Origin of the sequence: Zoogloea sp. (assembly GCF_017302315.1) — a bacterium.
GTDB lineage: Bacteria > Pseudomonadota > Gammaproteobacteria > Burkholderiales > Rhodocyclaceae > Zoogloea.
In genome coordinates this window covers 1-21,717 of sequence record NZ_JAFLDT010000068.1, presented here as the reverse complement: position 1 = coordinate 21,717, position 21,717 = coordinate 1, and the positions used below count along the sequence as shown (strand labels likewise).

20 protein-coding genes and 1 tRNA gene are annotated in these 21,717 nt (G+C 64.1%); 14 read left to right on the top strand and 7 right to left on the bottom strand.

From position 1 onward, the window contains the following. Positions 1-635 precede the first annotated feature (635 nt). The 3 genes from J0L98_RS16765 (at position 636) to J0L98_RS16755 (ending at position 2,099) form a co-directional block, all read left to right on the top strand. On the top strand, positions 636-1,208 hold the full coding sequence (locus tag J0L98_RS16765) for a hypothetical protein (protein WP_296412967.1): 573 nt from the start codon (positions 636-638) through the stop codon (positions 1,206-1,208). 133 nt (positions 1,209-1,341) lie between these two features. After that, positions 1,342-1,662 carry a hypothetical protein gene (locus J0L98_RS16760; protein ID WP_296412965.1) on the top strand — a complete coding sequence of 107 codons (321 nt, stop codon included), beginning with the start codon at positions 1,342-1,344 and terminating at the stop codon, positions 1,660-1,662. A 41-nt stretch (positions 1,663-1,703) separates the two neighbouring features. Next, positions 1,704-2,099 (top strand): lysozyme inhibitor LprI family protein, encoded by a 396-nt coding sequence (locus tag J0L98_RS16755; protein WP_296412964.1) that lies wholly within the window; start codon positions 1,704-1,706, stop codon positions 2,097-2,099. Between the two features lie 54 nt (positions 2,100-2,153). Here J0L98_RS16755 and J0L98_RS16750 read toward each other — a convergent pair whose 3' ends face one another. From J0L98_RS16750 to J0L98_RS16730, 5 genes are all read right to left on the bottom strand, one after another. Then, positions 2,154-3,575: an esterase-like activity of phytase family protein gene (locus J0L98_RS16750; RefSeq protein WP_296412963.1), complete on the bottom strand. Its 1,422-nt coding sequence runs from the start codon at positions 3,573-3,575 to the stop codon at positions 2,154-2,156. A 67-nt stretch (positions 3,576-3,642) separates the two neighbouring features. Further along, positions 3,643-4,638 (bottom strand): pentapeptide repeat-containing protein, encoded by a 996-nt coding sequence (locus tag J0L98_RS16745; RefSeq protein ID WP_296412961.1) that lies wholly within the window; start codon positions 4,636-4,638, stop codon positions 3,643-3,645. Positions 4,639-4,679: 41 nt separating this feature from the next. Further along, positions 4,680-6,494, bottom strand: coding sequence for an ABC transporter ATP-binding protein/permease (locus J0L98_RS16740; RefSeq protein ID WP_296412960.1), 1,815 nt, complete (start codon positions 6,492-6,494; stop codon positions 4,680-4,682). Positions 6,495-6,516: 22 nt separating this feature from the next. Next, a complete protein-coding gene (locus J0L98_RS16735; RefSeq protein ID WP_296412959.1) occupies positions 6,517-7,158 on the bottom strand; it encodes a LysE family translocator in 642 nt (213 codons plus the stop codon). A gap of 71 nt (positions 7,159-7,229) precedes the next feature. Next, entirely contained in the window at positions 7,230-8,381 is a 1,152-nt protein-coding gene (locus tag J0L98_RS16730; protein ID WP_296412958.1) for a methyl-accepting chemotaxis protein, read from the bottom strand. 327 nt (positions 8,382-8,708) lie between these two features. Here J0L98_RS16730 and J0L98_RS16725 point away from each other — a divergent pair, with 327 nt between their 5' ends. Together J0L98_RS16725 and J0L98_RS16720 are read left to right on the top strand one after the other, a co-directional pair. Further along, positions 8,709-10,292: a SagB family peptide dehydrogenase gene (locus tag J0L98_RS16725; RefSeq protein WP_296412957.1), complete on the top strand. Its 1,584-nt coding sequence runs from the start codon at positions 8,709-8,711 to the stop codon at positions 10,290-10,292. Further along, on the top strand, positions 10,289-11,122 hold the full coding sequence (locus tag J0L98_RS16720; RefSeq protein WP_296412956.1) for an ankyrin repeat domain-containing protein: 834 nt from the start codon (positions 10,289-10,291) through the stop codon (positions 11,120-11,122). Before J0L98_RS16725 ends, J0L98_RS16720 begins: the two co-directional genes overlap by 4 nt. Positions 11,123-11,167: 45 nt before the next feature. On the opposite strand, the gene apaG is transcribed toward J0L98_RS16720, so the two are convergent. After that, positions 11,168-11,554, bottom strand: a complete 387-nt coding sequence (gene apaG / locus J0L98_RS16715) for a Co2+/Mg2+ efflux protein ApaG (protein WP_296401743.1) — start codon at positions 11,552-11,554, stop codon at positions 11,168-11,170. Positions 11,555-11,707: 153 nt separating this feature from the next. Between apaG and rpe the strand changes: the two genes are divergently transcribed. Further along, complete coding sequence (gene rpe, locus J0L98_RS16710; protein ID WP_296412955.1) at positions 11,708-12,400, top strand: ribulose-phosphate 3-epimerase; 693 nt, start codon at positions 11,708-11,710, stop codon at positions 12,398-12,400. Between the two features lie 17 nt (positions 12,401-12,417). On the opposite strand, the gene J0L98_RS16705 is transcribed toward rpe, so the two are convergent. After that, positions 12,418-13,359 (bottom strand): GlxA family transcriptional regulator, encoded by a 942-nt coding sequence (locus J0L98_RS16705; protein WP_296412954.1) that lies wholly within the window; start codon positions 13,357-13,359, stop codon positions 12,418-12,420. Positions 13,360-13,444: 85 nt separating this feature from the next. Here J0L98_RS16705 and J0L98_RS16700 point away from each other — a divergent pair, with 85 nt between their 5' ends. The 8 genes from J0L98_RS16700 to J0L98_RS16665 form a co-directional block, all read left to right on the top strand. Beyond that, a complete protein-coding gene (locus J0L98_RS16700) occupies positions 13,445-14,617 on the top strand; it encodes an MFS transporter (RefSeq protein ID WP_296412953.1) in 1,173 nt (390 codons plus the stop codon). A 50-nt stretch (positions 14,618-14,667) separates the two neighbouring features. Then, positions 14,668-15,333 (top strand): phosphoglycolate phosphatase, encoded by a 666-nt coding sequence (locus tag J0L98_RS16695; protein ID WP_296412952.1) that lies wholly within the window; start codon positions 14,668-14,670, stop codon positions 15,331-15,333. A 272-nt stretch (positions 15,334-15,605) separates the two neighbouring features. Beyond that, positions 15,606-17,201, top strand: coding sequence for an anthranilate synthase component I (trpE, locus tag J0L98_RS16690; RefSeq protein WP_296412951.1), 1,596 nt, complete (start codon positions 15,606-15,608; stop codon positions 17,199-17,201). 29 nt (positions 17,202-17,230) lie between these two features. Then, positions 17,231-18,385 (top strand): glycosyltransferase family 87 protein, encoded by a 1,155-nt coding sequence (locus tag J0L98_RS16685; RefSeq protein ID WP_296412950.1) that lies wholly within the window; start codon positions 17,231-17,233, stop codon positions 18,383-18,385. Positions 18,386-18,414: 29 nt separating this feature from the next. Then, complete coding sequence (locus tag J0L98_RS16680) at positions 18,415-19,542, top strand: ribonuclease D (RefSeq protein WP_296412949.1); 1,128 nt, start codon at positions 18,415-18,417, stop codon at positions 19,540-19,542. Position 19,543: 1 nt separating this feature from the next. Continuing rightward, positions 19,544-20,938: an MBL fold metallo-hydrolase gene (locus tag J0L98_RS16675; RefSeq protein WP_296412948.1), complete on the top strand. Its 1,395-nt coding sequence runs from the start codon at positions 19,544-19,546 to the stop codon at positions 20,936-20,938. A gap of 21 nt (positions 20,939-20,959) precedes the next feature. Next, positions 20,960-21,050: transfer RNA gene (locus tag J0L98_RS16670), tRNA-Ser, on the top strand. 414 nt (positions 21,051-21,464) lie between these two features. After that, positions 21,465-21,717, top strand: a 253-nt coding sequence (locus tag J0L98_RS16665) for a nitrilase-related carbon-nitrogen hydrolase (protein WP_296412947.1), incomplete at its 3' end; no start/stop codon positions are given.

Here is a 21,717-nt window from a genome sequence, read left to right as displayed (position 1 = left end):
TGGGCGCATCTGAAGAGCCACAAACTGGGTCGAAGCATCATCAAGGGGCCCGAGCAGATGAAGAAGCTTGCGCTGCGCTTCATGCGCTCGCTGCAGAAAACTCCCGACATCGTTCGAGCATTTTTCAAGCATCCGAGCACCCGCTACGCGGCCGAATAGAATGTACGGTAACTAACGCACTTTTTAGTATGTCGCAGCTACAAATGGACGAGAGCGAGTAGATGCATTTACTAAGTATGATGGAGTCCTGGTCGGGTGTGCGGGAGGCGTGCTTGTGTCGAGATATGTCCGAAAGCCCGTGCAGCACCCGGAGTCTGGAGGTGGTGGCTCTGTCTCCTATGGCGAATATCGAATTTCACGCGCAGGAGCAAACGGGGACATTCAGGTTGTGGGCAGTCACAGGGTGCGTTGTGGTAGATGGGGAGGGCTTGCGTCCAAGGCGCCTGGGGGCGCGGATGCTGACGCAGGTTGTCGTTCTTTCAACAATTCGACGAATTTTATCTATCGGAAACTCGTTGATTGATGCGGCGGGTTCGCTCAGGAGAGGCTGGAAGAGATTTTTGTCAGTGCTGCCTTAAAGGAGACGTGGTTGACGGTTTTTTTGTCCCCTTTCCTTTATTACTCAATCTCCAAACATGCTGAACATGACGGATCGTTCTCGGTTTCACTTTATCCCACTGGCTCGTGAAGCCTTCTCTTTCGTCATCGATGCGGGTTTCGCCGAGGTCGAGGCGCTTCCGACACTGGTTCGGTACCGTAAAGATGATATTGAGATTGATGTCCATCACGGACGGCAGTCCTATGAAATTGGGTGTGGATTCACCGTCGCCGGCGTCCGCTATTCGCTCTCTGATTTCATGCGCGTCACTGATCCTGGTTTGGCAAAGACCTACCGTCTTCGAGTGGCTACATCCCCCGAGAGTGTTGCAACTGGCTTGGAAGATTTAAGCGTGATGGTTCGGCGCTACGGAGCTCCGGTACTGTGTGGTGATGCGAAGTTCCTGGCCATCGTCTTCGAGCGGCGAGAGCACTGGCTGCAGGAGTACTCGCTCGATGTGCGGGCGGAGCAGATTCGACCGCAAGCCGAGCGTGCTTTTCGTCAAGGTGACTACGCCAAAGCGGCCGAACTGTATGGTTTGATGCGGGAGCGTCTCAGCCCTGCAGAGGCCAAGAAGTTGGCCTTTGCGGAAGGCCGTCGTGTGGGCTGAGGGTCTGAGGTTTTTCGGTCACGATGGTTCATCGTTCGATTCGCCTATTTGTCAGACTGATCACCCGATTTCTTCGTGGCCGGGCGGTCGGTCTGTGTGAGTTGAGCATGGCCCCCTTCAGTGTGAGGCTCCAGTGACCCATCACTTCAGTCACCCCATCGCCGTCTTCGCCTTCCTTGTCGGCGCCTATCTCCTCGCCTTGTCACCCGCCTTGCTCTGGCCGTCCTATCTCGATAGCCCCGTCGGGGTGCTGGTGGCGCTGCCCTACCTGTCGGTCTATCTCTTTCACGCCCTCGGGGTGCCGGGTTTGTTGGTGAATGACGGGGCCTGTGGTTGGGGGTGGTGTGCGCCAACGGTATTCGGCTGGTGCTTCATTACGGCCTTCTGGTTGGGGCTGGCGTGGGTGCTTGCGCTGGGGCTGGTACGCTGGCGGGGCCGCGGGGTGTCGCCATGACTTGGCTTTGTTGCTCCGGGCTTTTCCACAAGGAGAGTGCAGTGACAAGGTGCAAGGCGTGGATGGTGGGGCTGGTGCTGCTCGGTGCGGCGACCCGCGTGATGGCGGATGACGGTGGCTTTTCCCGTCAGTTTTCAGCCTGCATGGACAAGTCGGGCGGGGTGACCCAGAGCATGGTCGAGTGCATCGATGCTGAGGTGAAGCGCCAGGATGTGCGTCTGAACAAGGCCTACAAGGCGGTGATGGCGGATCTGCCGGTGGTGCGGCGGGATGAGCTGCAGGGGGTGCAGCGTCTGTGGCTCAAGTTTCGCGAGGCCAACTGCCGCTTTTATGCTGACCCCGAAGGGGGCTCGATGGCCCGGGTGGAGGCCAATCACTGTTTCCTGGCGGTGACCGCGGCCCGTGCGCGGGAGCTGGAGGGCTTTGGCAAGCCTTAGGGGATGCGGCCCTCGCCCGCCCGGACGGGCGGGGAGGGGCCTGCAGCGCGGTGCTTACTTCCGGCGACGCAGCATGAAGCCCGTCAGGCCCAGCGCGGCCAGGGCCAGGGTGGCGGGTTCGGGGATCTGCTGGGCCTGGAAGCTGGCGAGGACGTCGTCGGTGATGCCCAGCACGAAGAACTGGTTGGGGTTGGCGGTGGGGGTGCCATTGACGTCCACCATGTCGAGGAAGTCGTTGTCATTCACCACGATGAGGCTGTGCTGGAGCACGCCGTCCACCCACACGTCGGGGCCGAAGGCGAGGCCTTCGATCTTGGCGGGGATGGTCCGGTCGGTGTAGCCGTTGGCCTTGAGCAGGGCGACCAGGTCGACAAACAGGGTCTTGGTGACGGCCTTGCCGGCCAGGGCGGCGGCGCCGGTGTCGTTGCTCACGTCCTGGGCGCCGCTCAGGTTGATGGTGTAGAGCTTTTTCTGGACGGCCTTGGAGTCGTCGCCGAGGCCCTTGCCGTCGCGCTCATCGATGATGAATTCGTGGTCGTTGATGGCGACGATTTCGCTGATGGTGCCGTACTTGGGCTTGGCGGGGGTGCCGATGTTGTCGAGCTGGTAGGCGTATTCGTGGGTGACCTTGCCGGTGGCCAGGTCGATGGTGACGATGCGCACGGTGCTGGCGGCGGTGCCTCCGTCCTGGGCCAGGGGGCTCTGCATGACGCCGACCAGGGTCTTGCCGTCGGGGGTGATGGCGAGGCCTTCCATGCCCTTGTTGGTGACGCGGCCGCTGGTGTTGGCGGCGATCTCGGTGGCTTCTGTGGCGGCCGGGGTGGTGGCGGCAAACTTCTCCGGCAGGGTGATCACGCCGGTGCGTTCGCCGGTGCTGCGGTCGAAGCGGTAGATGTAGGGGCCGTATTCGTCGGAGATGTACACGCTCTTGCCATCGGCGGCGACGCGGATGCCCTCCAGGTCGAGGCGGGCATTGTCGGGGTTGGTGGAGGAGCCGGTGGCGAAGGCGTCGGAGCGGCCGGTGAAGTAGTTCTGGCCGTTGCTGCCGGTCAGTACCGGGGCGCTGCCGTAGTTCAGTGCGGTGGTGCTGGACAGCAGGGTGGTGGAGTTGAGTACCGGGTTGAGGGTGGCGATGCTGCCGGCGCTGAAGGCCGTGGTGCCGAGGCCCAGGTTCAGGGTTTGGAAGCGCGGAATCCAGCTGGTGGTGTTGTCGACACTGCTGTTCCAGACGCTGGCGTTGGGGCCGCGGTCGGGAGTGAGCAGAAAGGTGTCGCCACCGGCCCAGGCGATGGCGGAGCCGAGCCCGCCGAGGATGCTGGCTGACTCGCCGTTTTCAAGGGTGCCCTGCAGGCCGGAAAGGTCGGAACCGCTGATCTGGCCGATACCGATCAGGGAGACGCCGGCGTGGGCAGGGGTGGCCAGGGGCAGGACGAGGGCGGCCGGCACGAGGACGGCGAGAAGGCGTTTGGCGAACATGGATGGATTCCTTGAAGGGTGGACTCAACCGCGGAACCCTACTCAACAACTGTTACGTTTCAGTGAATCAGCCCTCATCAATGACCTTCAGCCGGTTCCTGCGTTGCGCCAGCCAAGCCTGGGCGGGGGCGACGGCCCTCTCGGCGATCTGGGCAACCAGGGCCGAAATGCTGCTGAAGCGGATCGGCGGGCCGAGAAAGTAGTCCAGCTCCTGGAAGTCGGCCAGCATCGCTGCTGGGTTGCGGCCTTCCTCTACGATGGGCACCAGGGGCATGCGCAGGGTGGCGGCAACGATGGCCTGCAGTTCCTGGGGCACCGACGGGCCGCTGAGGTCCACGATGACAAAGCTGCACAGGCCCGCCAGGGTGATCACGGTTTCCGTGTAGTTGCGTTGCCGGGGCCGTTCGAAGTCGAAGATGATGGGGATCAGGCCCTGCTGGCGCAGGCTGTCGGCAACCGCTCGCAGCACGTCCAGCCCACCGCCGCCAAAGCGCCCCAGAATGAGTACGCTGCGCTGGGTGGTGGTGTTGAAGACGTCGCGCAGTTTGCGGTGGTTGAGCAGCACGTAGATGAACTGGGCGACTTCCAGGTCGTCGGTGGTGATGCGTGGCTGGTCGGGGCGGGTGACCAGCAGGTCGCGCTGTTCGGCCCCCTCCAGGGTGACCTCCCAGGCTGCGATGCCGTACACCTGGGCACCGTTGAGTTTGGCGTGGCTCAGGTCGGTGCTGACGAGGATGGCGCTCTTCAGGTCGGCCTCGCTCAGGTCGGCGCCCTGCATCTTCGCGGCCCGCAGGTTGGCGCCGGCCATTTCGGCTTTCACCATGGAGGCGCCCTCCAGGTCGGCACCGCTCAGGTTGGCTTCACGCAGCTTGCTGCCGTCGAGGCGTGCGCCTTTCAGGTGGGCCCGGCGCAGGTAGGCATCGTGGAGGTCGAAGCCGGACAGGTCGCGGCCTTCCAGGCGGGCGCTGCGCAACTGGGGCGGCAGATCGGGGTTGGCCTTCCGCCAGGCGTTCCAAGTGTCGCGGCCCTGGTCGAGGAGGGCGAGGTGGTCCGGGTTTGGCATGATGGGTCTCCGCTCCGCTTTTCGGAAAAGTGGCTTGAGCGCTAGGCTGCGGCTTCCTCCGCCTCCCGTTCCTCCTGTTGCAGAGCCCACATCTGGGCGTAGGCGCCGCCGCTGGCCAGCAGCCCGGCGTGGCTGCCCCGTTGGAGGATGCGGCCCTGATCGAGCACGATGATCTCGTCGGCGTTCATCACTGTGGACAGCCGGTGGGCGATGACCAGAGTGGTGCGGCCCCGGGCGGCGGCGTCGAGCTGGGCCTGGATGGCCTTCTCGGTTTTCGAGTCGAGGGCCGAGGTGGCTTCGTCGAAGATCAGGATGTCCGGGTTCTTGAGCAGGGTGCGGGCGATGGCGACGCGCTGCTTCTCGCCGCCGGAGAGCTTGAGGCCACGCTCGCCCACGCGGGTCTGCCAGCCATCGGGCAGGCGGGCGATGAAGTCCTCGAGCTGGGCGGCGCGGGCGGCGGCTTCCACCTCCTCGCGGCTGGCTTCGGGGCGGCCGTACTGGATGTTGTAGAACAGGGTGTCGTTGAAGAGCACGGTGTCCTGGGGGACGATGCCGATGGCAGCGCGCAGACTGTCCTGGGTCAGGCCACGGATGTCCTGCCCGTTGATGCGCACGGCGCCGCCCTGCACGTCGTAGAAGCGGAACAGCAGGCGGGCGAGGGTGGATTTGCCCGAGCCGGAGTGGCCCACCACCGCCACGGTCTTGCCCGCGGGAATGGCGAAGTCCACGTCGTGGAGGATCTGCCGGGAGGGCTCGTAGGCAAAGCCCACGTGATCGAAATGCACGCTGGCCGGGCCCCGGGCGAGGGCATGGGCATCGCTGGCGTCGGCCACCTCCCGGTGGGTGCCCATCAGGCCGAACATGCGCTCGATGTCGGTGAGGGCCTGGCGGATCTCCCGGTACAGCACACCCAGGAAGTTGAGGGGGATGTAGAGCTGGATCAGGAAGGCGTTGACCAGCACCAGGTCGCCCAGGGTCATGCTGCCGTTGGCCACGCCCAGGGCGGCGCGCCACATCATGACCGTGACGCCGACGGCGATGATGGCGGCCTGGCCCATGTTGAGGAAGGACAGGGATTTCTGGTTCTTGATCTGGGCGGCGGTCCACTTGGCCAGCTCGTTGTCGTAGCGGCGGGTCTCGAAGGCCTCGTTGTTGAAATACTTCACCGTCTCGTAGTTGATCAGGCTGTCGATGGCCCGGGCGTTGGCGGCGGAGTCCAGCTCGTTGGCCTGGCGGCGCAGGGCGGTGCGCCAGTTGGTGACCTTGAAGGTGAAGGTGACATACAGCACCAGGGTGACCAGGGTGATGATGGCGAAACTGGGTTCGTACTTCACCAGCAGGATGCCGATCACCAGGCTGATCTCCACGAAAGTGGGCAGGATGGAGTACAGGGTGTAGCTGATCAGGCTGCCGATGGAGCGGGTGCCGCGCTCGATGTCCCGGGTCAGGCCGCCGGTCTGGCGTTCCAGGTGAAAGCGCAGGGACAGGGCGTGCAGGTGCCCGAAGACCTGCAGCGAGATCTCGCGCACGGATTCCTGGGTGACCCGGGCAAAGACGATCTCGCGCAGCTCGGTGAAGAGCGATGTGGAGAAGCGCAGGGCGCCGTAGGCCACCAGCAGGGCCGCGGGCACCACGATGACGGCCTGCTCGCGGGTGATGTCCAGGCCGTCCACCAGTTGCTTGAAGATCAGCGGCACGGAGACGTTGGCAAACTTGGCCGAGATCAGGCAGCTGAGGGCAAACAGCACCCGCCACTTGTAGGCCCACAGGTAGGGCACAAGCTTCTTGATGGTCTGCCAGTCGTGGCGGTCGCCGGTGGCGGGCAGGGCTTGGGCGCCGGAGGGGGAGCGTCGCATGGGCTTCTTTCTCTGTTCTTGCTCAGTTTTTGTTTCGGATGAGGCTGTCGCCGGCCAGATGGGCAGCGAGACCGATGAACAGCAGGCCGCACAGGCGGTCCAGCCAGGGGCCCATGCCCGGGCGGCGGGCCAGCAGCCGGCCGAGGTGGCCGGCGGCCAGGGCCATGGCGCCAAAGATCAGGATGGTCTGGGCGGCGAAGACGAGGCCGAGGACAAGCATCTGCAGGCTGACCGGGCCGCGGGCCGGATCGGCGAACTGGGGCAGGAAGGCCAGGAAGAACAGCCCCACCTTGGGGTTCAGCGCATTGGCCACAAAGCCCTGACGAAAATCCTGCAGACCGGCGCGGGGTGCCCCGCCGGCCGCGGGCGTGAGGCTGCCGCCGCAGCGCAGGGCCTGGATGCCCAGCCACAGCAGCCACGCCGCACCTGCCAGCTTGATGGCCAGGAACAGCCCGTTTGAGGCCCGCACCAGGGCGGCAACCCCAAGGCTTGCCCAGGCGATGTGGGTCACGCAGCCGGCCGCGCAACCAAGGCCGAAGGCCAGGCCGGCGCGCTGTCCATGGGCCAGGCTCCGGCCGATGACCATCAGGTTGTCGGGGCCGGGTGCAAGGGTGATGAGGATGGAGATGCCCAGAAAGGCGAGGAGGGTGTCGAGGCTTGGCATGGCGCCCAGATTCTGGGCGGCCGGGACGGGGGAGTCAATGCGGGCCGGCGATGGGGGCCGGCCCGGCAGTTTCAGTCATGGTGATGGTGGTGGTCGTGGCCGTGGTCTTCGGCGGAGCACAGGGCTGAAGGGTCGCTCATCGCCGCCTGCCCCATGCGTTGGAGGTTCTCGAGTACCCGCATGGACGCACTCTCCATGCCGTCCAGGTGGCGCAGCACGCCGGCCATGTCGTTGCTGGCGAGGGCTTCCAGGGCCTGAACACCGGCGCGGTGGACTTCCACGTGGGGTGGCTCGATTTCCCGGTAGCCTGGCATGCGGCTGAAACAGGCCTGCCCTTCGCCCTCGTAGTACCACTTGCCGAGGCGACAGGTCGTGTGGGTGGAGACTTCCGCGGGTTTGAGGTCGAGGAGACCGAAAACCGCCAGATAGATCCGGAACTTGAAGACGATGTGGTCGATCTTGGCGACTTCCACGAAGCTCTTCATGGCACTGCCGGCAATCACGCCCTCCATGTTGCCCGAGAGGGCCATCAGCAGCTTCATGTCCTCGGTGGCCTTCTGGCCCCGCTCGCTGAAGCGTCCTGCCACCTGGGCCAGGCTTTCCATGCTGTTGCGGGCGCGGGTGGAGTCTTCGCGGATGCGGTTGACCAGGGTGGAGATTTCGGCGGTGGCGGTGGAGGTGCGTTCGGCCAGCTTGCGCACTTCGTCGGCCACCACGGCAAAGCCACGCCCGGCCTCGCCGGCCCGGGCCGCCTCGATGGCCGCGTTGAGCGCCAGCAGGTTGGTCTGGTCGGCAACACCGTGAATGAGCTTGACGATGGTGCCGATCTCTTCGGCACGCTGGGCCAGGGTGTCCACCTCGCGGGCCGAGTTTCCGGATTCGATGGCCAGACGCTGCAGGTTCTCGGCGATCTCGGTAGTGGCCTGTCCGCTGGTCTGGGACACGTGAGCGGCTTCGACGGCCTTGAGCTTCTCGTCACGCAGAATGCCGGCCATCTCGCCCAGGCTGCCCTGGGCGCCTGAAAGGGAGTTGCCGAACTCGGCCATACGCTGCACTACGGCCATAAGGTGATCGCAGTGGCGCTGCCTTTCGGACTGGGCTGCTTGTTGTGTGGCCGCTTCGCTACGGAGCGTGGCGAGTTCGCTCTGCAAGGCCTGCTCGCGGGCGATGGCCGCCTGGAGGTCGGACTGGAGTTGTTCGTATTGCTTGCGATTTATCCACATGGGTGTGCTCGGTTCCTCTAGCTGGCGAGCCGGCGCAATGTCCGGGCGGGTCCGCCGCTGGGTGTCAGGTGTTGTTCCGCGCAAGCATTATCGGCATGTGAATCGGATTCTTTGCAGAATTTTCACATTTTTGGAATGTTCTTCTGATGGGGTGCGCCCCGATTTGTGTTTGCAAGCCGACAAACGTGCCAGCGTGGCCTGGCGGGGGCGGTGCGGCGGGAAGGGCGGCAAGCCGGTCGTGCCGCGGGTCGCGGCGTTCTCCGGGCCTCACAGGCGGGGCAGGCGCTGATCTTGCTTCGCTGGCCTCACACTCTCACCGTTCGAATCATGTCCTCATCGCCTGTCACGTCCGCCCGCACGCTCCCCGCCGGGAAGGTGGTGGAGATCTATCAGCAGCGGACCAAACATCGCTTCGCCGCCTACGCGGCCGGCCCCACAACCCTGGATTGGGATGCCCGGCCCGAGCCCTTCCGCCATTTTTCGGGTGCGCCGGCATTTCCCCTGCCCCTGGCCCACGCCGAGTCCCTTGCACAGGCGCCGGCCCGCCCGGCAGTGGCGGATCTGGCAAGCTTGGGGGCGCTCCTGCATCTTTCCTTCGGCCTGACCGCCTGGAAGTCCCTGGGGCCGGACCGCTGGGCCGTGCGGGCCAACCCTTCCAGTGGCAACCTGCATCCGGTGGAGGCCTATGTGCTGCTTGCGGGTGTGGCGGGGCTGGCCGACGGGCTTTACCACTACCTGCCGGACCAGCATGCGCTGGAGCTGCGCGCGCGCCATGTACAACCGTTTGCCCCGGGGCCCGCGCTGGCGATCGGCTTGAGCACCGTGATGTGGCGCGAAGCCTGGAAGTATGGCGAACGGGCATTCCGCTATTGTCAGCTGGATACGGGCCATGCCGTGGGCGCCCTGCGCTACGCGGCTGCCCTGCTGGGCTGGCGGCCGGTGGAGCAGGGGCGGATCGGTACGGAGACCCTGGCGGCCCTGTTGGGGGTGGACCGGGATGACGACTTTCCCGGGCGGCGGGCCGATGTGAGCCACGAGGAAGCGGAGATATTGCTGGCCGTGGATCTGGGGGAGGGCGTGGCGGACCTTGCCCCGTCTGCCTTGCGCGCCCTTGCAGCAATGGCGGAGTGGCAGGGCGTGGCGACGTGCATCGACCCATTCCCCATGTTTCGCTGGCCGATCATTGCCGAAGTGGCACAGGCGACCCGGCGTCCTGACGAGTGCGCGCTGCTTCCCATTGCCGGTCCGTTGCCCCCCGTCCAGCCGGCGGAGCGCATTCTGGGCAGGCGCAGCGCTCAGCGTTTTGACCCGAATCATGTGATGGGGGCGGAGCGTTTTGCCGGTCTTCTCCGCATTCTCCGGGGCGAGACCGATGCCCGGCTGTCACTGCTGTTCTTCGTGCATCGGGTGGAGGGGGTGGAGGCGGGGCTACATCTGCTTCCCCGGGGCGCCTGGGGCCAGGTCTTGCTTGAAGGGCTGCAAGCGGCGGGAGGCGCACCCGTATCGGTGGGGCCTGACGGCCTGGTGCGTCTCCGGCCCCTACCGCCGGTGGAGCTACGACGGGTGGCCCGCAGCCTGCATTGCCACCAGGAGATCGCCGCCAGTGCCTGCCTGGCGGTGGGCATGCTGGCGCCCTTCGCGCCCCTCGTGGACGCCCATCCCACGGCCTACCGGGATCTGCAGCGGGAAGCCGGCCTGTTGGGGCAGTTGCTCTACCTGGAGGCGGAAGCCATGGGCTTGCGCGGTACCGGTATCGGATGCTTCTTCGATGACCCGGTACACGAGGCCGCCGCCCTCGCCACCTCCGATTTTCAAAGTCTCTATCACTTCACCATCGGCATGCCGGTGGACGATGAACGTATCGAAACGACGCCGGCCTACCCGGCCCTTGCCGAGAGATCACAGCCATGACCGATACCCGCACATCCACTCGCAACCGCAGTGGTTTCCTGCGCATTGAGCCCCGCCGGGCCGCCGACCTGATTTACCGCTCGCGTCTCGGCCAGTTGCCGGGGCTGGCCCTGTTCGATGTGCGTGATCGGGGCAGCTTCGAGCGTCGTCACGTGGAAGGGGCGCAGCACCTCACCGAGGCGGCCCTGGGCGATGTCTTCGGGCGCGTTCCGCGGGCGGCCCCCGTGGTCATCTACTGCTATCACGGCAACGCCAGCCAGGTGTATGCCGGGATGTTTGCGGACTTTCACTACGCGGAAGTCTATAGCGTGGATGGTGGCTTCGAGCCCCTCGAGGCCGCACTGGCAGCAGGGGCGGGCGCAGGGAATACGCCTGCGCTGCCTGCCGATGCCACCCCGGCACTGCGTGCGTTCGTGGACGAATTCGGCTATGACCGGGACAACCTGGATCAGGCCCGGGAGCACGGATTGACGCCCCTGATGCGGGCCGCGCTGCTCGGTCGTCCCGATCTGATCGAGGCACTGCTGGCCGCGGGCGTGGATATCGCCCGGCGGAACGGGGATGGCAACAACGCCCTGTGGCTGGCCTGCGTGTCACGGGAGCCGGCGGCCATCCGGGCGCTGGTCGCGGCGGGTATTGATCTGGACAACCGCAATGATGTGGGGGCCACCTGCCTGATGTACGCCGCGTCGAGCGGACGCCCCGAGATTGTCGAGGCCCTGCTGGCGGCCGGTGCTGACCCGTATATCCGCAATGATGATGACGTCTGCGCGGTGGATCTGGCCTCCACCATCGAGTGCCTGCGCCTGCTGAGGCACACGGCCCGCTGATCACGGGCGGGGCGAAGCGCCCGGCCCGAGGGCCGGGGGCTTTGCTCAGTGTAGGGTGCGGGGCATGGCGAGGGTGAATTCCGGTACCGGTGCGTCGAAGCGGCTGCCGTCCTCGGCCACCATGCGGTAGCTGCCCTTCATGGTACCCACCGGGGTGGCAATGGTGCAGCCGCTGGTGTATTCGAACTGCTCGCCGGGGCGCAGCAGGGGTTGCTTGCCGATCACACCAGCCCCCTCCACCTCCTGCACCGCACCTTCCGCGTCGGTGATGATCCAGTGCCGGCTGACGAGCTGGGCGGGCACCTGGCCGGTGTTGCGGATGGTGATGTGGTAGGCGAAGACGTAGCGGTTCGCCTCGATGCTGGATTGCTCCTCGATGTAGCGCGCCACGGCCTTGACTTCGATGGCGTCCTGATCCTTGCGGGTTGTCATTGTCTTGAGGTGATGCGCGTTGGGGATTCAATTGAAGCCGAATTGTCGTCGCACCGCAACCATAGCGGGCACCGGGCGGCGCGCTGCATTGGCGTGGTGTCGGCCGGGCGGGTAAACTCCGGCACCTCCGCGTTCTCCCCGCCAGGACTTGCCATGAGCTTCCGCATCGCCCCCAGTATCCTGTCCGCCAATTTCGCCCGCCTGGGTGAAGAGGTCGCCAACGTCATCGCCTCGGGCGCCGACTGGGTCCATTTCGACGTGATGGACAACCACTACGTGCCCAACCTGACCATCGGCCCGCTGGTGTGTGAAGCCATCCGCCCATGCACCACGGCGCCCATCGATGTGCACCTGATGGTCAAGCCGGTGGATCGCATCGTGCCGGACTTTGCCAAGGCCGGTGCCAACATCATCACCTTTCACCCGGAAGCCTCCGAACACGTGGACCGCACGCTCGGCCTGATCCGCGACAGCGGCTGCCAGGCCGGCCTGGTGTTCAACCCGGCCACGCCGCTCAACTGGATGGACCACGTCATGGACAAGCTCGACGTGGTGCTGCTGATGAGCGTGAACCCGGGCTTCGGCGGTCAGTCCTTCATCCCGGGCACTCTCGACAAACTGCGCGAGGCGCGGGCGAAGATCGACGCCTACACTGCCCGCAGCGGCCGCCAGATCCTCCTCGAGATCGACGGTGGTGTGAAGGTGGATAACATCGCCGAGATCGCCCGGGCCGGGGCAGACACCTTCGTGGCCGGCTCGGCCGTGTTCGGTGCGGGCAAGGACGGCGACCCCCAGCGTTACAACAGCGTGATCGCCGCCTTGCGCTCGGCCCTGGCCGGGGTCTGATCCGGTCGGGCTTTACCTCAGGCCCGCTTTTGCCGCAGGGCCGAGGGGGGCCTGCCGAGGATCCGCAGGAAGGCCCGGCGCATCCGCTCCTGATCGCCGAAGCCGCAGTCCCGGGCCACCTTCTGTACCGCCTCTCGCCCGCTCTCGAGCGCCGCCGCGGCCGCTTCGACCCGCAGTTTTTCCACCGCCCTGGCCGGTGTAAGCCCTGTTTCCTCCGTGAAGCGGCGGGAAAAGTGGCGGGGGCTCATGCACACCCGGGCCGCCAGCGCGTCCACGTCCAGGTGCTCGTCCAGGTGCTGGCGGATGTGGTCCAGCAGCGGCGTGAAACGAGTGCCCACGGCTTGCATCTCGGCCAGTTCCGAAAACTGCGATTGCCCGCCCGGGCGGCGGAAATACACCACGAGCTGACGGGCCACCTGGCGTGCCACTGTCTCGCCGACGTCGTCGGCAATCAGGGCCAGGGCCAGGTCGATGCCCGCCGAGATGCCGGCTGCGGTCCATATCGGCCCGTCCTGCACGTAGATCCTGTCTGCTTCCAGCCGCACATCCGGAAAGGCGCGGCGGAAACGGGATGTCCGGCTCCAGTGGGTGGTGGCCTGACGGCCTTCCAGCAGCCCGGCGCTGGCGAGCAGCCATGCTCCGGAGCAGACGCTGCTGGTCCGCCGCGCCCGGGTGCTGCATTGACGGACGAAGTCCCGCGTGGCGGGGCAGGCTGACGCGGCGTCCACGCCGTCGCCACCCACCACCATCAGCGTGTCAGGAGCCTCGTTGCGCTGAAAGGCGCGGGTGTGCAGGGCCGCGCCGCAGGAGCTTGTCACCGGGCCACCATCCCGGGAGATCAGCTCCAGGAGGTAACTGCCCGGTGCAAAGCCGTTGGCCGTTTCGAAGGCTGACAAGGGGCCCGCTGCATCCAGGATCTGGAACTGGGGATAGACGAGGAGGGCAAGGGTGCAGGGCATGGCAGAAAAGGTGGCTTATGTGTCATTTACGCCATCCACTCTAGCCGGCGACCATGGCGGCGTCAAAGCACTCCGGAGCACATCCATGAACGCCAACGTTTTTCTCCTGGCCCTCAGCCAGGCCCTGATGATGACCATGGTCGGTCTGGTCCTGTCGAGTTCGGCAGTGGTGGCCGTCAGCCTGGCCGCGCCTTCCGGGTTGGCCAACCTGCCCCTCGCGGCCCAGTACCTGGCCACCTTGCTGGTGCTCCATCCGGCGGCAGGCTTGATGGCCCGGCGGGGGCGGCGGCCGGTGTTCGTCGGCGCGGCCCTGGTGGGGGCCTGCGGCCTGCTGATGGCGGCACTGGCCATTCACCTCGGTCAGTTCGGGCTTTTCGTCCTGGCCGGGGTGTGCATCGGCGTGCTGGGCGGGGTTGGGCAGTTCTATCGTTTTGCAGCCATCGAAGCGGTTGCGCCGGCGAGCAAGGGCGTGGCCGTCTCCCTGACCCTCACTGGCGGTGTGCTGGCGGCCTTTCTGGGGCCTTGGCTGGCCCGCAGCACCCGGGACATGCTCGGCACGCCTTTCCTCGCGAGTTTCCTGGTGCTGGCCGGGGTGGCCCTTGTGGCGGCCCTGGCCGGCTGGGGCCTGTGCCTTCCGGCTGTGCAGCGCAGGCCCGCAGCCCAGGCAGCCCGGCCGTTGAGGCAGATCCTGGCTGACCCCGGCGTGGGTTTGGCCGTGGCAGGGGCGGTGGTGGCCTACGGCGTCATGAACCTGTTGATGACCGCCACGCCCCTGGCCATGCTGTGCACCGGGCAGCCGTTCGATGCCACGGCAACGGTGATCCAGTGGCATCTGGTGGCCATGTTCGCCCCCTCTTTCCTCACCGGCAGCCTGGTGGGCCGGATCGGTGCCCTGCGGGTGATGCTCATCGGCGCCCTGATCAGCCTGGCTGCCATTGCGCTGGCGCTGGCGGGCGACAGCTACGCCCACTTCCAGTGCTCCCTGGTGGGGGTCGGCCTGGGGTGGAACCTGCTGTACGTGGGCGCTACGACCCTGCTTGCGGAGCATTGGCGGGCCGAGGAGAAGGGCAGGGTCCAGGCGGTCAACGACAGCCTGGTCTTCCTGGGGGTGACCCTGGCGACGCTCGGTGCTGCACCGCTGGTGGACCGGCTGGGCTGGAGTGCGGTCAATGCCTGGGCGGCCATCCCCCTGTTGGTGATGGTGCTGGTGCTGGGGCGTGCCCTGCAGCGGCGGGCCGGGCTGGCGTCGGCGGCGTGATCTCCCTTATGCTGCAGCCCCGCCGCCTTCATACTCCTGTGAGCCCGCCGATGTCTCCGACCCGCACCGCTGTCCTGTTTGACCTGGACGGCACCCTGCTCGATTCCATCCCCGATCTGTCCGAAGCCTGTCGGCGGATGATGGCAGAGCTTGGGCGTCCGCCCCATTCCCTGGAGGCGATCCGGACCTTCGTGGGTAAGGGCATGGTCAATCTGGTTCGGCGTTGTCTGGTGGAGTCCGGTTCGGCGCAGGACGCCGAGGTGGATGCGGCGGTGGAGGTCTTCCGCCGCCACTACGCGGCGGTGAATGGCGAGCGCACGGTGATCTATCCCGGTGTGGTGGAGGCGCTGGAGGCCCTGGCCGCGGCGGGGGTGCCCATGGCCTGCGTGACCAACAAGCCCGCGGCCTTCACCGGCCCCCTGCTTGAGCGCACCGGCATCGCCCGCTTCTTTCAGGTGACGGTCAGCGGCGACACCCTCCCGGACAAGAAACCCCATCCGGCGCCCCTGCTTCATGCCTGCGCCCAATTGGCGGTGCCGGCCGCGGCAGCCTGGATGATCGGTGATTCCGCCAATGACGCCGAAGCGGCCCGCGCGGCGGGCATGCCGGTGCTGTTGGTCACCTATGGCTACAGTGAAGGCATGCCGGTGGACAGCATCGAATGCGACGGGCTACTATCCAGCCTCGTCGATGCGCTGCCGCGCATTGTCGTTTGACCTTCACGGACACCCATCCATCGTGACCCAGAAGCACATGTTCTTCGTCGAGGAGTTCCCTGCCGTTCGTATCCCCTGCTGTGGCGGATGCGGCGGCCGGTCATGGCTGCTCGCCTGAGCCAGCCCTGAAGGAAACGCCGGGCCGTCCCAAGTTTCCTTTCCCCCCCCTTGGGGGGCAAGCTGGGCAAAACCCAGCTACGGGGGCCCTGATCAGTCGCGGGCCCGCCCCGTGATACCCTCGCGAAAAAGCATCATGCACTTCCGGAGTCTCCATGACCGAAGCCGAATTCAACGCCCTGGCCGCCCAGGGCTATAACCGTATCCCGGTTACCCTCGAAACCTTTGCGGATCTCGACACCCCGCTCTCCGTCTACCTGAAGCTGGCCAACGCGCCCAACACCTACCTGCTCGAATCCGTGCAGGGGGGCGAGCGCTTCGGCCGCTATTCGATCATCGGCCTGGCCGCCTCGACCCGCATCGAGGTGCATGGCCGCTCGGTGCTGCTGCTGACCAACGACCGCCTGGTGGAGCGCCGTGACTACGGCGACCCCCTCAACTTCGTTGCCGAGTTCATGGACCGCATCAAGGTGCCGCCCCGCGACCACCTGCCGCGCTTTGCCGGCGGTCTGGTGGGCTGTTTCGGCTACGACACCGTGCGCTACATCGAGCCGCGTCTGGCCAAGACCGAAAAGCCGGACGCGTTGGGCACCCCCGACATCCTGCTGCTGCTGTCCGAAGAGATCGCCATCGTGGACAACCTCTCCGGCAAGCTGACCCTGGTGGTCTACGCCGAGCCCGAGGTGCCCAACGCCTACGTGCGCGCCGTGCGCCGCCTGAAGGTGCTGCTGGGCAAGCTGCGCGAGCCGGTGAGCGTGCCGTCCGAGCAGGTTTGCGCGTCGGCCGAGGCGGTGTCCAGCTTCGGTGAGGAGGCCTTCAAGGCGGCAGTGCAGAAGGCCAAGGACTACATCGTCGAGGGCGACATCATGCAGGTGGTGCTGAGCCAGCGCATGAGCAAGCCCTTCGGTGCCAGCCCGCTGGCCTTGTATCGGGCCATCCGCAGCCTCAACCCCTCGCCCTACATGTTCTATTTCAACTTCGAGGAGTTCCAGGTGGTGGGCGCGTCCCCCGAGATCCTGGTGCGCCTCGAGGATGGCGACGTGACCGTGCGCCCCATCGCCGGCACCCGCAAACGCGGCGCCACCCACGACGAGGATCTGGCCCTCGAGGCCGAACTTCTGGCGGACCAGAAGGAGCTCGCCGAGCACACCCAGCTCCTCGACCTGGGCCGCAACGACTGTGGCCGGGTGGCCCGCACCGGCACCGTCAAGGTCACCGAGCGCTTCACCGTGGAGCGCTACTCCCACGTGATGCACATCGTCTCCAATGTGGAAGGCAAGCTCAAGGACGGGCTCAACGCCCTGGCCGTGCTGCGCGCCACCTTCCCGGCGGGCACCGTGTCCGGCGCCCCCAAGCTGCGGGCCATGGAGATCATCGATGAGCTGGAGCCCACCAAGCGCGGCATCTACGCCGGTTCGGTGGGCTACCTGGGCTTTCATGGTGACATGGACCTGGCCATCGCCATCCGCACCGCGGTGGTCAAGGACGGGCAGATCCACGTGCAGGCCGGCGCCGGCATCGTCGCCGACTCCAACCCGGAAGCCGAATGGCAGGAAACCCGGAGCAAGGCCCGCGCCATGTTGCGCGCCGCCGAGGCACAACTCCACACCCCGCGTGTACGCCTGACCGTGCGCCTGTCCAACCAGGGCGCAATCACCCTGTACGAGCAGGAAGGCTATCACACCATCGACATCTGGAAGGGCTATTACAATGATGGCGAAGATGGGCTGGTGATGGAGAAGATCAAGTAATTCTATTGATGAAAGGGTTAGGTAATGATATGAAATCTGAAAAACGCCCTCTTTTGTTTGCACAGCTTTTTTTGCTGCTTGTTTGTATTCTTGCAATGGCTTGGCTGTGGGATCGTTGGATGCTGGAGGGTCCGCATGGGCCGTATCGCTGGGTGGGCATGGACTTCGCTCCGTTTTGGGTCGGTGTGCGTGAGATGTTCCACGGTGCGAATCCCTACGGTCCCGAAACCACTTTAAAAATCCAACAGGTGGTTTATGGCGGTCCCGCCTTGGGCGAGGACCCGATGATGTTCGTCTATCCAGCCTGGCTGTTTCTCATTATTGCACCTTTCTCGTTATTACCATATCAGTGGGCGGCCATTCTCTATATTGGGATACTGTTATGGGCTATGTTGAATTTCCTGTATCAACTGGCGCTCGCCCTGGGACGGAAGAATTTTCTGGCGCAATCATTATGGCTGGTGTGGATTCTGCTGGGCGGCTTGCCGTTTTTAGTCATTTCTGTGACGAAGGGACAGCTTGGTTATCTCAGCCTGTTGGCTTTGTTCGGCGCGCATTCATTGTGGAAAAAGCGGCCTGTGATGGCTGGCATGATCCTGGGTCTGGCGCTGATTAAACCGACTGTCACAGTGATTCCCGTGGCAGTATTCTTGTTGTGGGTTCTGCTGGAGAAAAACTGGAAGTTTCTTGCGGGGTTTGCTGGGCTGATGGCGGTTTTATTGAGTGCCAGCCTGCTGGCGGTTGGAAATTGGTTTCCAGGGTATTTTGGAATGTTGGGAATCAAGGGCGGCATGTCCGCTTTCTGGAGCCTGGAAATTTTGCCGACACCGTGGAATATCCTGTACGCCGTTTTGTTCATCGGCCTGGGGGCATTCTCGTTCTATTCATCTCGAAAGCGAAAAAATACGGGATGGTTTTCGGCGGCTGTTTTGATGGGTATTGCGCTGACCCCCATGCGTTGGATGTACGATCTGTTTCTTGGAATTTTGGTTCTGACTGAGAAAAAAGAATACTCCCTGTCTCAGACTGTTGCTGCTGCAATTGCCGTCCTTTCACCCTGGGTATTGATCTTCTTCCCCGAGGCGGATCGTTGGAACGCAGCCGTGATTGGCATCCCGTTGATTTGGGCGCTGACTTGGTTTGTGCTGTTTACAAACAACGAGGTGAACACACTGGAGTCCTGACTTATCTCACGTGCGATATAATCCCCTGCATGCCCGTTGAACCCCTGGCACCCCCTGTGTGGGTGAATACACCGCAGTCCCTGGCGCGCATGGCCGCGGACCTGGCCTCCCAGCCGCGCATTGCCGTGGATACCGAATCGAACAGCCTGCATGCCTATCGCGAACGCGTCTGCCTGATCCAGTTTTCCACGCCCCAGACCGATTACCTCGTCGACCCGATCATCCTCGCCGACCTGAGTGAACTGGCCCCAATCTTTGCCGACCCCAACATCGAAAAGATCTTCCACGCCGCCGAATATGACCTGATCTGTCTGCGGCGTGATTTCGATTTCACCTTCGCCAATCTTTTCGATACCATGCAAGCCTCGCGCATCCTCGGCTATCCCGCCGTCGGCCTGGACAAATTGCTGGACGAGAAGTTTGGCATCAAGGTGGACAAGCGCCATCAGAAGGCGGATTGGGGCGCGCGTCCGCTCAAGCCCGATCAAATCCATTACGCCCGCTTCGACACGCATTACCTGTGCGCCCTGCGTGATGTGCTTGAGCTTGAGCTCATCGAGAAGGGCCGCCTGCCTCTGGCCCAAGAGGACTTCCGCCGCGCCTGCGAGGTGGACGAGTCCAGGCCCAAAGCCAACGGTGAGGCCTGGGAGCGTTTTGCAGGCCGTCGCGACTTGAACCTGCGTGACCTGACTATTCTCAGCGAACTGCTGGAAACCCGCGACGAACTGGCCGCCCAACGCGATCGCCCGCCCTTCAAGGTCATCGAGGACGACAAACTGATCGCCATTGCCCGTTCGGCTGCTTCCGACAAGGAGGGCCTGATCGAGGCGGGCATGAGCGAAAAGCAGATTCGACTGTGGGGTGGCCCCGTCATCGAAGCGGTGAAGCGCGGGGTGGAGCGTCCGCTTGTGAAGCGGCGGCCCATTGTCCGTCCCAGCGACGCGGTGGCCGTCCGCCTGGATAAACTCAAGAACTGGCGCAAAACCGTCGCCCAGCAGATGGGTGTCGAGTCGGATGTGATCCTGCCCAAACCCTTTGTCCAGTTATTGGCCGAGCGCGCCCCGCGCACGGCGCCCGACCTGGAAGTCTTGATGGCTCCGCTGCCTTGGCGCTACCAGCAATTTGGCGGACAACTTTTAAAATTACTCGGAGGTTGATATGCGGATTTTCTTTCACGGCGCAGCCCACACGGTGACGGGCAGCCAGCATCTGCTGGAAATTAATGGTTCCCGCCTGCTCCTCGATTGCGGCCTGTATCAAGGCCGACGTGAGGAGACCTACGCCCGCAACCTGAACTTTCCCTTCGACCCGCGTTCCGTGGATGCGGTCATTCTTTCACACGCGCACATCGACCACGCGGGCAACCTGCCCAACCTGGTCCGCCGCGGCTTCGATGGGCCGATCTACGTAACGAAGGCAACAGCCGACCTGGCGGATGTGATGCTGCAAGACTCGGGCCACATCCAGGAATCGGACGCTGAGTTCGTCAACAAACGCCGCGCCGAGCGCGGACAGCCGCCCATCGAGCCGCTCTACACCGAAGCGGACGCCATCCACGTGGCCGAGCATTTCCGCGGCATGGACTATAACGCGCCCTTCGAGCCTGTGCCTGGGGTCGTGGCGCGCTTCGTCGAAGCGGGGCACATCCTCGGGTCCGCAGCGGTTTCGTTGGAGATCGAGGAGAAAGGCCGCAAGATCCGCCTGTGGTTCTCGGGCGACATCGGCCGCTTCAAACTGCCATTGCTGCGCGATCCCGTCCTGCCGACCGCCGCCGATTACATGATCATGGAATGTACCTACGGAGACAAGCCGCACCGCGATCCGCTCAACGCCTACGAGGAGTTTCGCGGTGTGGTCAAACGCACGGTGGAACGCGGCGGCAAGGTCATTATTCCCGCCTTCGCAGTGGGCCGCACCCAGGAACTGGTGTACGACCTGAACCAGATGATGACCGATGGTGATGTACCCCCCGTGCCCGTCTACGTGGATAGCCCGCTGGCGGTCAAGGCTTCGCAGGTCTTTAAGAATCACACCGAATGCTTCGACGCCGAAACAGCCCAGTTCGTGCGCGAGGCGCGCCACCCCGCCCTGGATTTCAAGATGTTGACCTACGTCCAGTCGGTCGAGGAGTCTAAGAAGTTGAACGAGATCCGCGAACCGATGATCATCATCTCGGCCTCGGGCATGGCGGAAACGGGGCGCATTTTGCATCACCTGCGCAACAATATCGAAAATCCGCGCAACACAGTTTGCATCGTTTCCTGGCAGTCGCCCGATACGCTGGGCCGCCGCCTGGCCGACCGCGAGAAGCAGGTCCGCATCTTTGGCGAGCCCTACAACGTCAAGGCGGAGGTGGCCACCATTGGCGGCCTCTCGGGCCACGCAGGCCAGGACCTGCTGACGCAGTACGCGCTGGGAGTCAAAGGCCAGGTCAAGCAGGTCTTCCTGGTCCACGGTGAAGAGAAGTCCGCGACGGCTTTCCGCGCCAAGCTCAAGGAAAATAAATTCGATCGAACCCATTACCCTGAATTACATGAAAGCGTGGAGATTTAAGGTATAATACGCGCCGCACTTGGGAAGGTGCCAGAGTGGTTGAATGGGACGGTCTCGAAAACCGTTGTGGGCCTTCGGTCCACCGAGGGTTCGAATCCCTCCCTTCCCGCCAAAGAGAGTCCGACTATCAGTCGGGCTCTTTATTTTCTCCTCATGCGCCCTGATTGAGAGGATGGCATTCGAATCCCTCCCTTCCCGCCAGCAAAGCCCGCTGTAATTGGTTGGGCTTTTTTATGCTGTGAAGCAAGATTCAACGCAAAGGCGCAGGGTCGCAAAGGAAAGCTCTTGAATGGCCTGTGGGGGCTTGTCATAATTTTGTGCACGGATAACGCGGATTTCACGGATTTACACGGAAAAGTTTAAGAAATCCGCGTTTTCCGTGTCCGTCCGTGTAATCCGTGTTCAAAGGTTTTTATCACGACGATTCTCAATGAGGCCTTTAGATCTTTGCGCCTTTGCGTTAAATTCTACGTTGTTCATTTCCAGATTTTTAGCCCATATTTTTGGTGGTAAGATTCTCATACTTATGAAACTTCAACTCGCCCTTGCCCAGATCAACACCAAACTCGGCGACGTGCAGGCCAACCTCGACAAGCACCTCAGCCTGATCGACGAAGCCAGACAGCAAAAGACCGACCTGCTGGTCTTCCCCGAACTTTCGCTGACGGGCTATGTTTTGCAGGACCTGGTCTCCTTCGTGGCCCATCGCCCAACGGATGACGATCCTATTTTCAAGCCGTTGCTCCAGGCCAGTCACGATCTGGACCTGGTGATTGGCT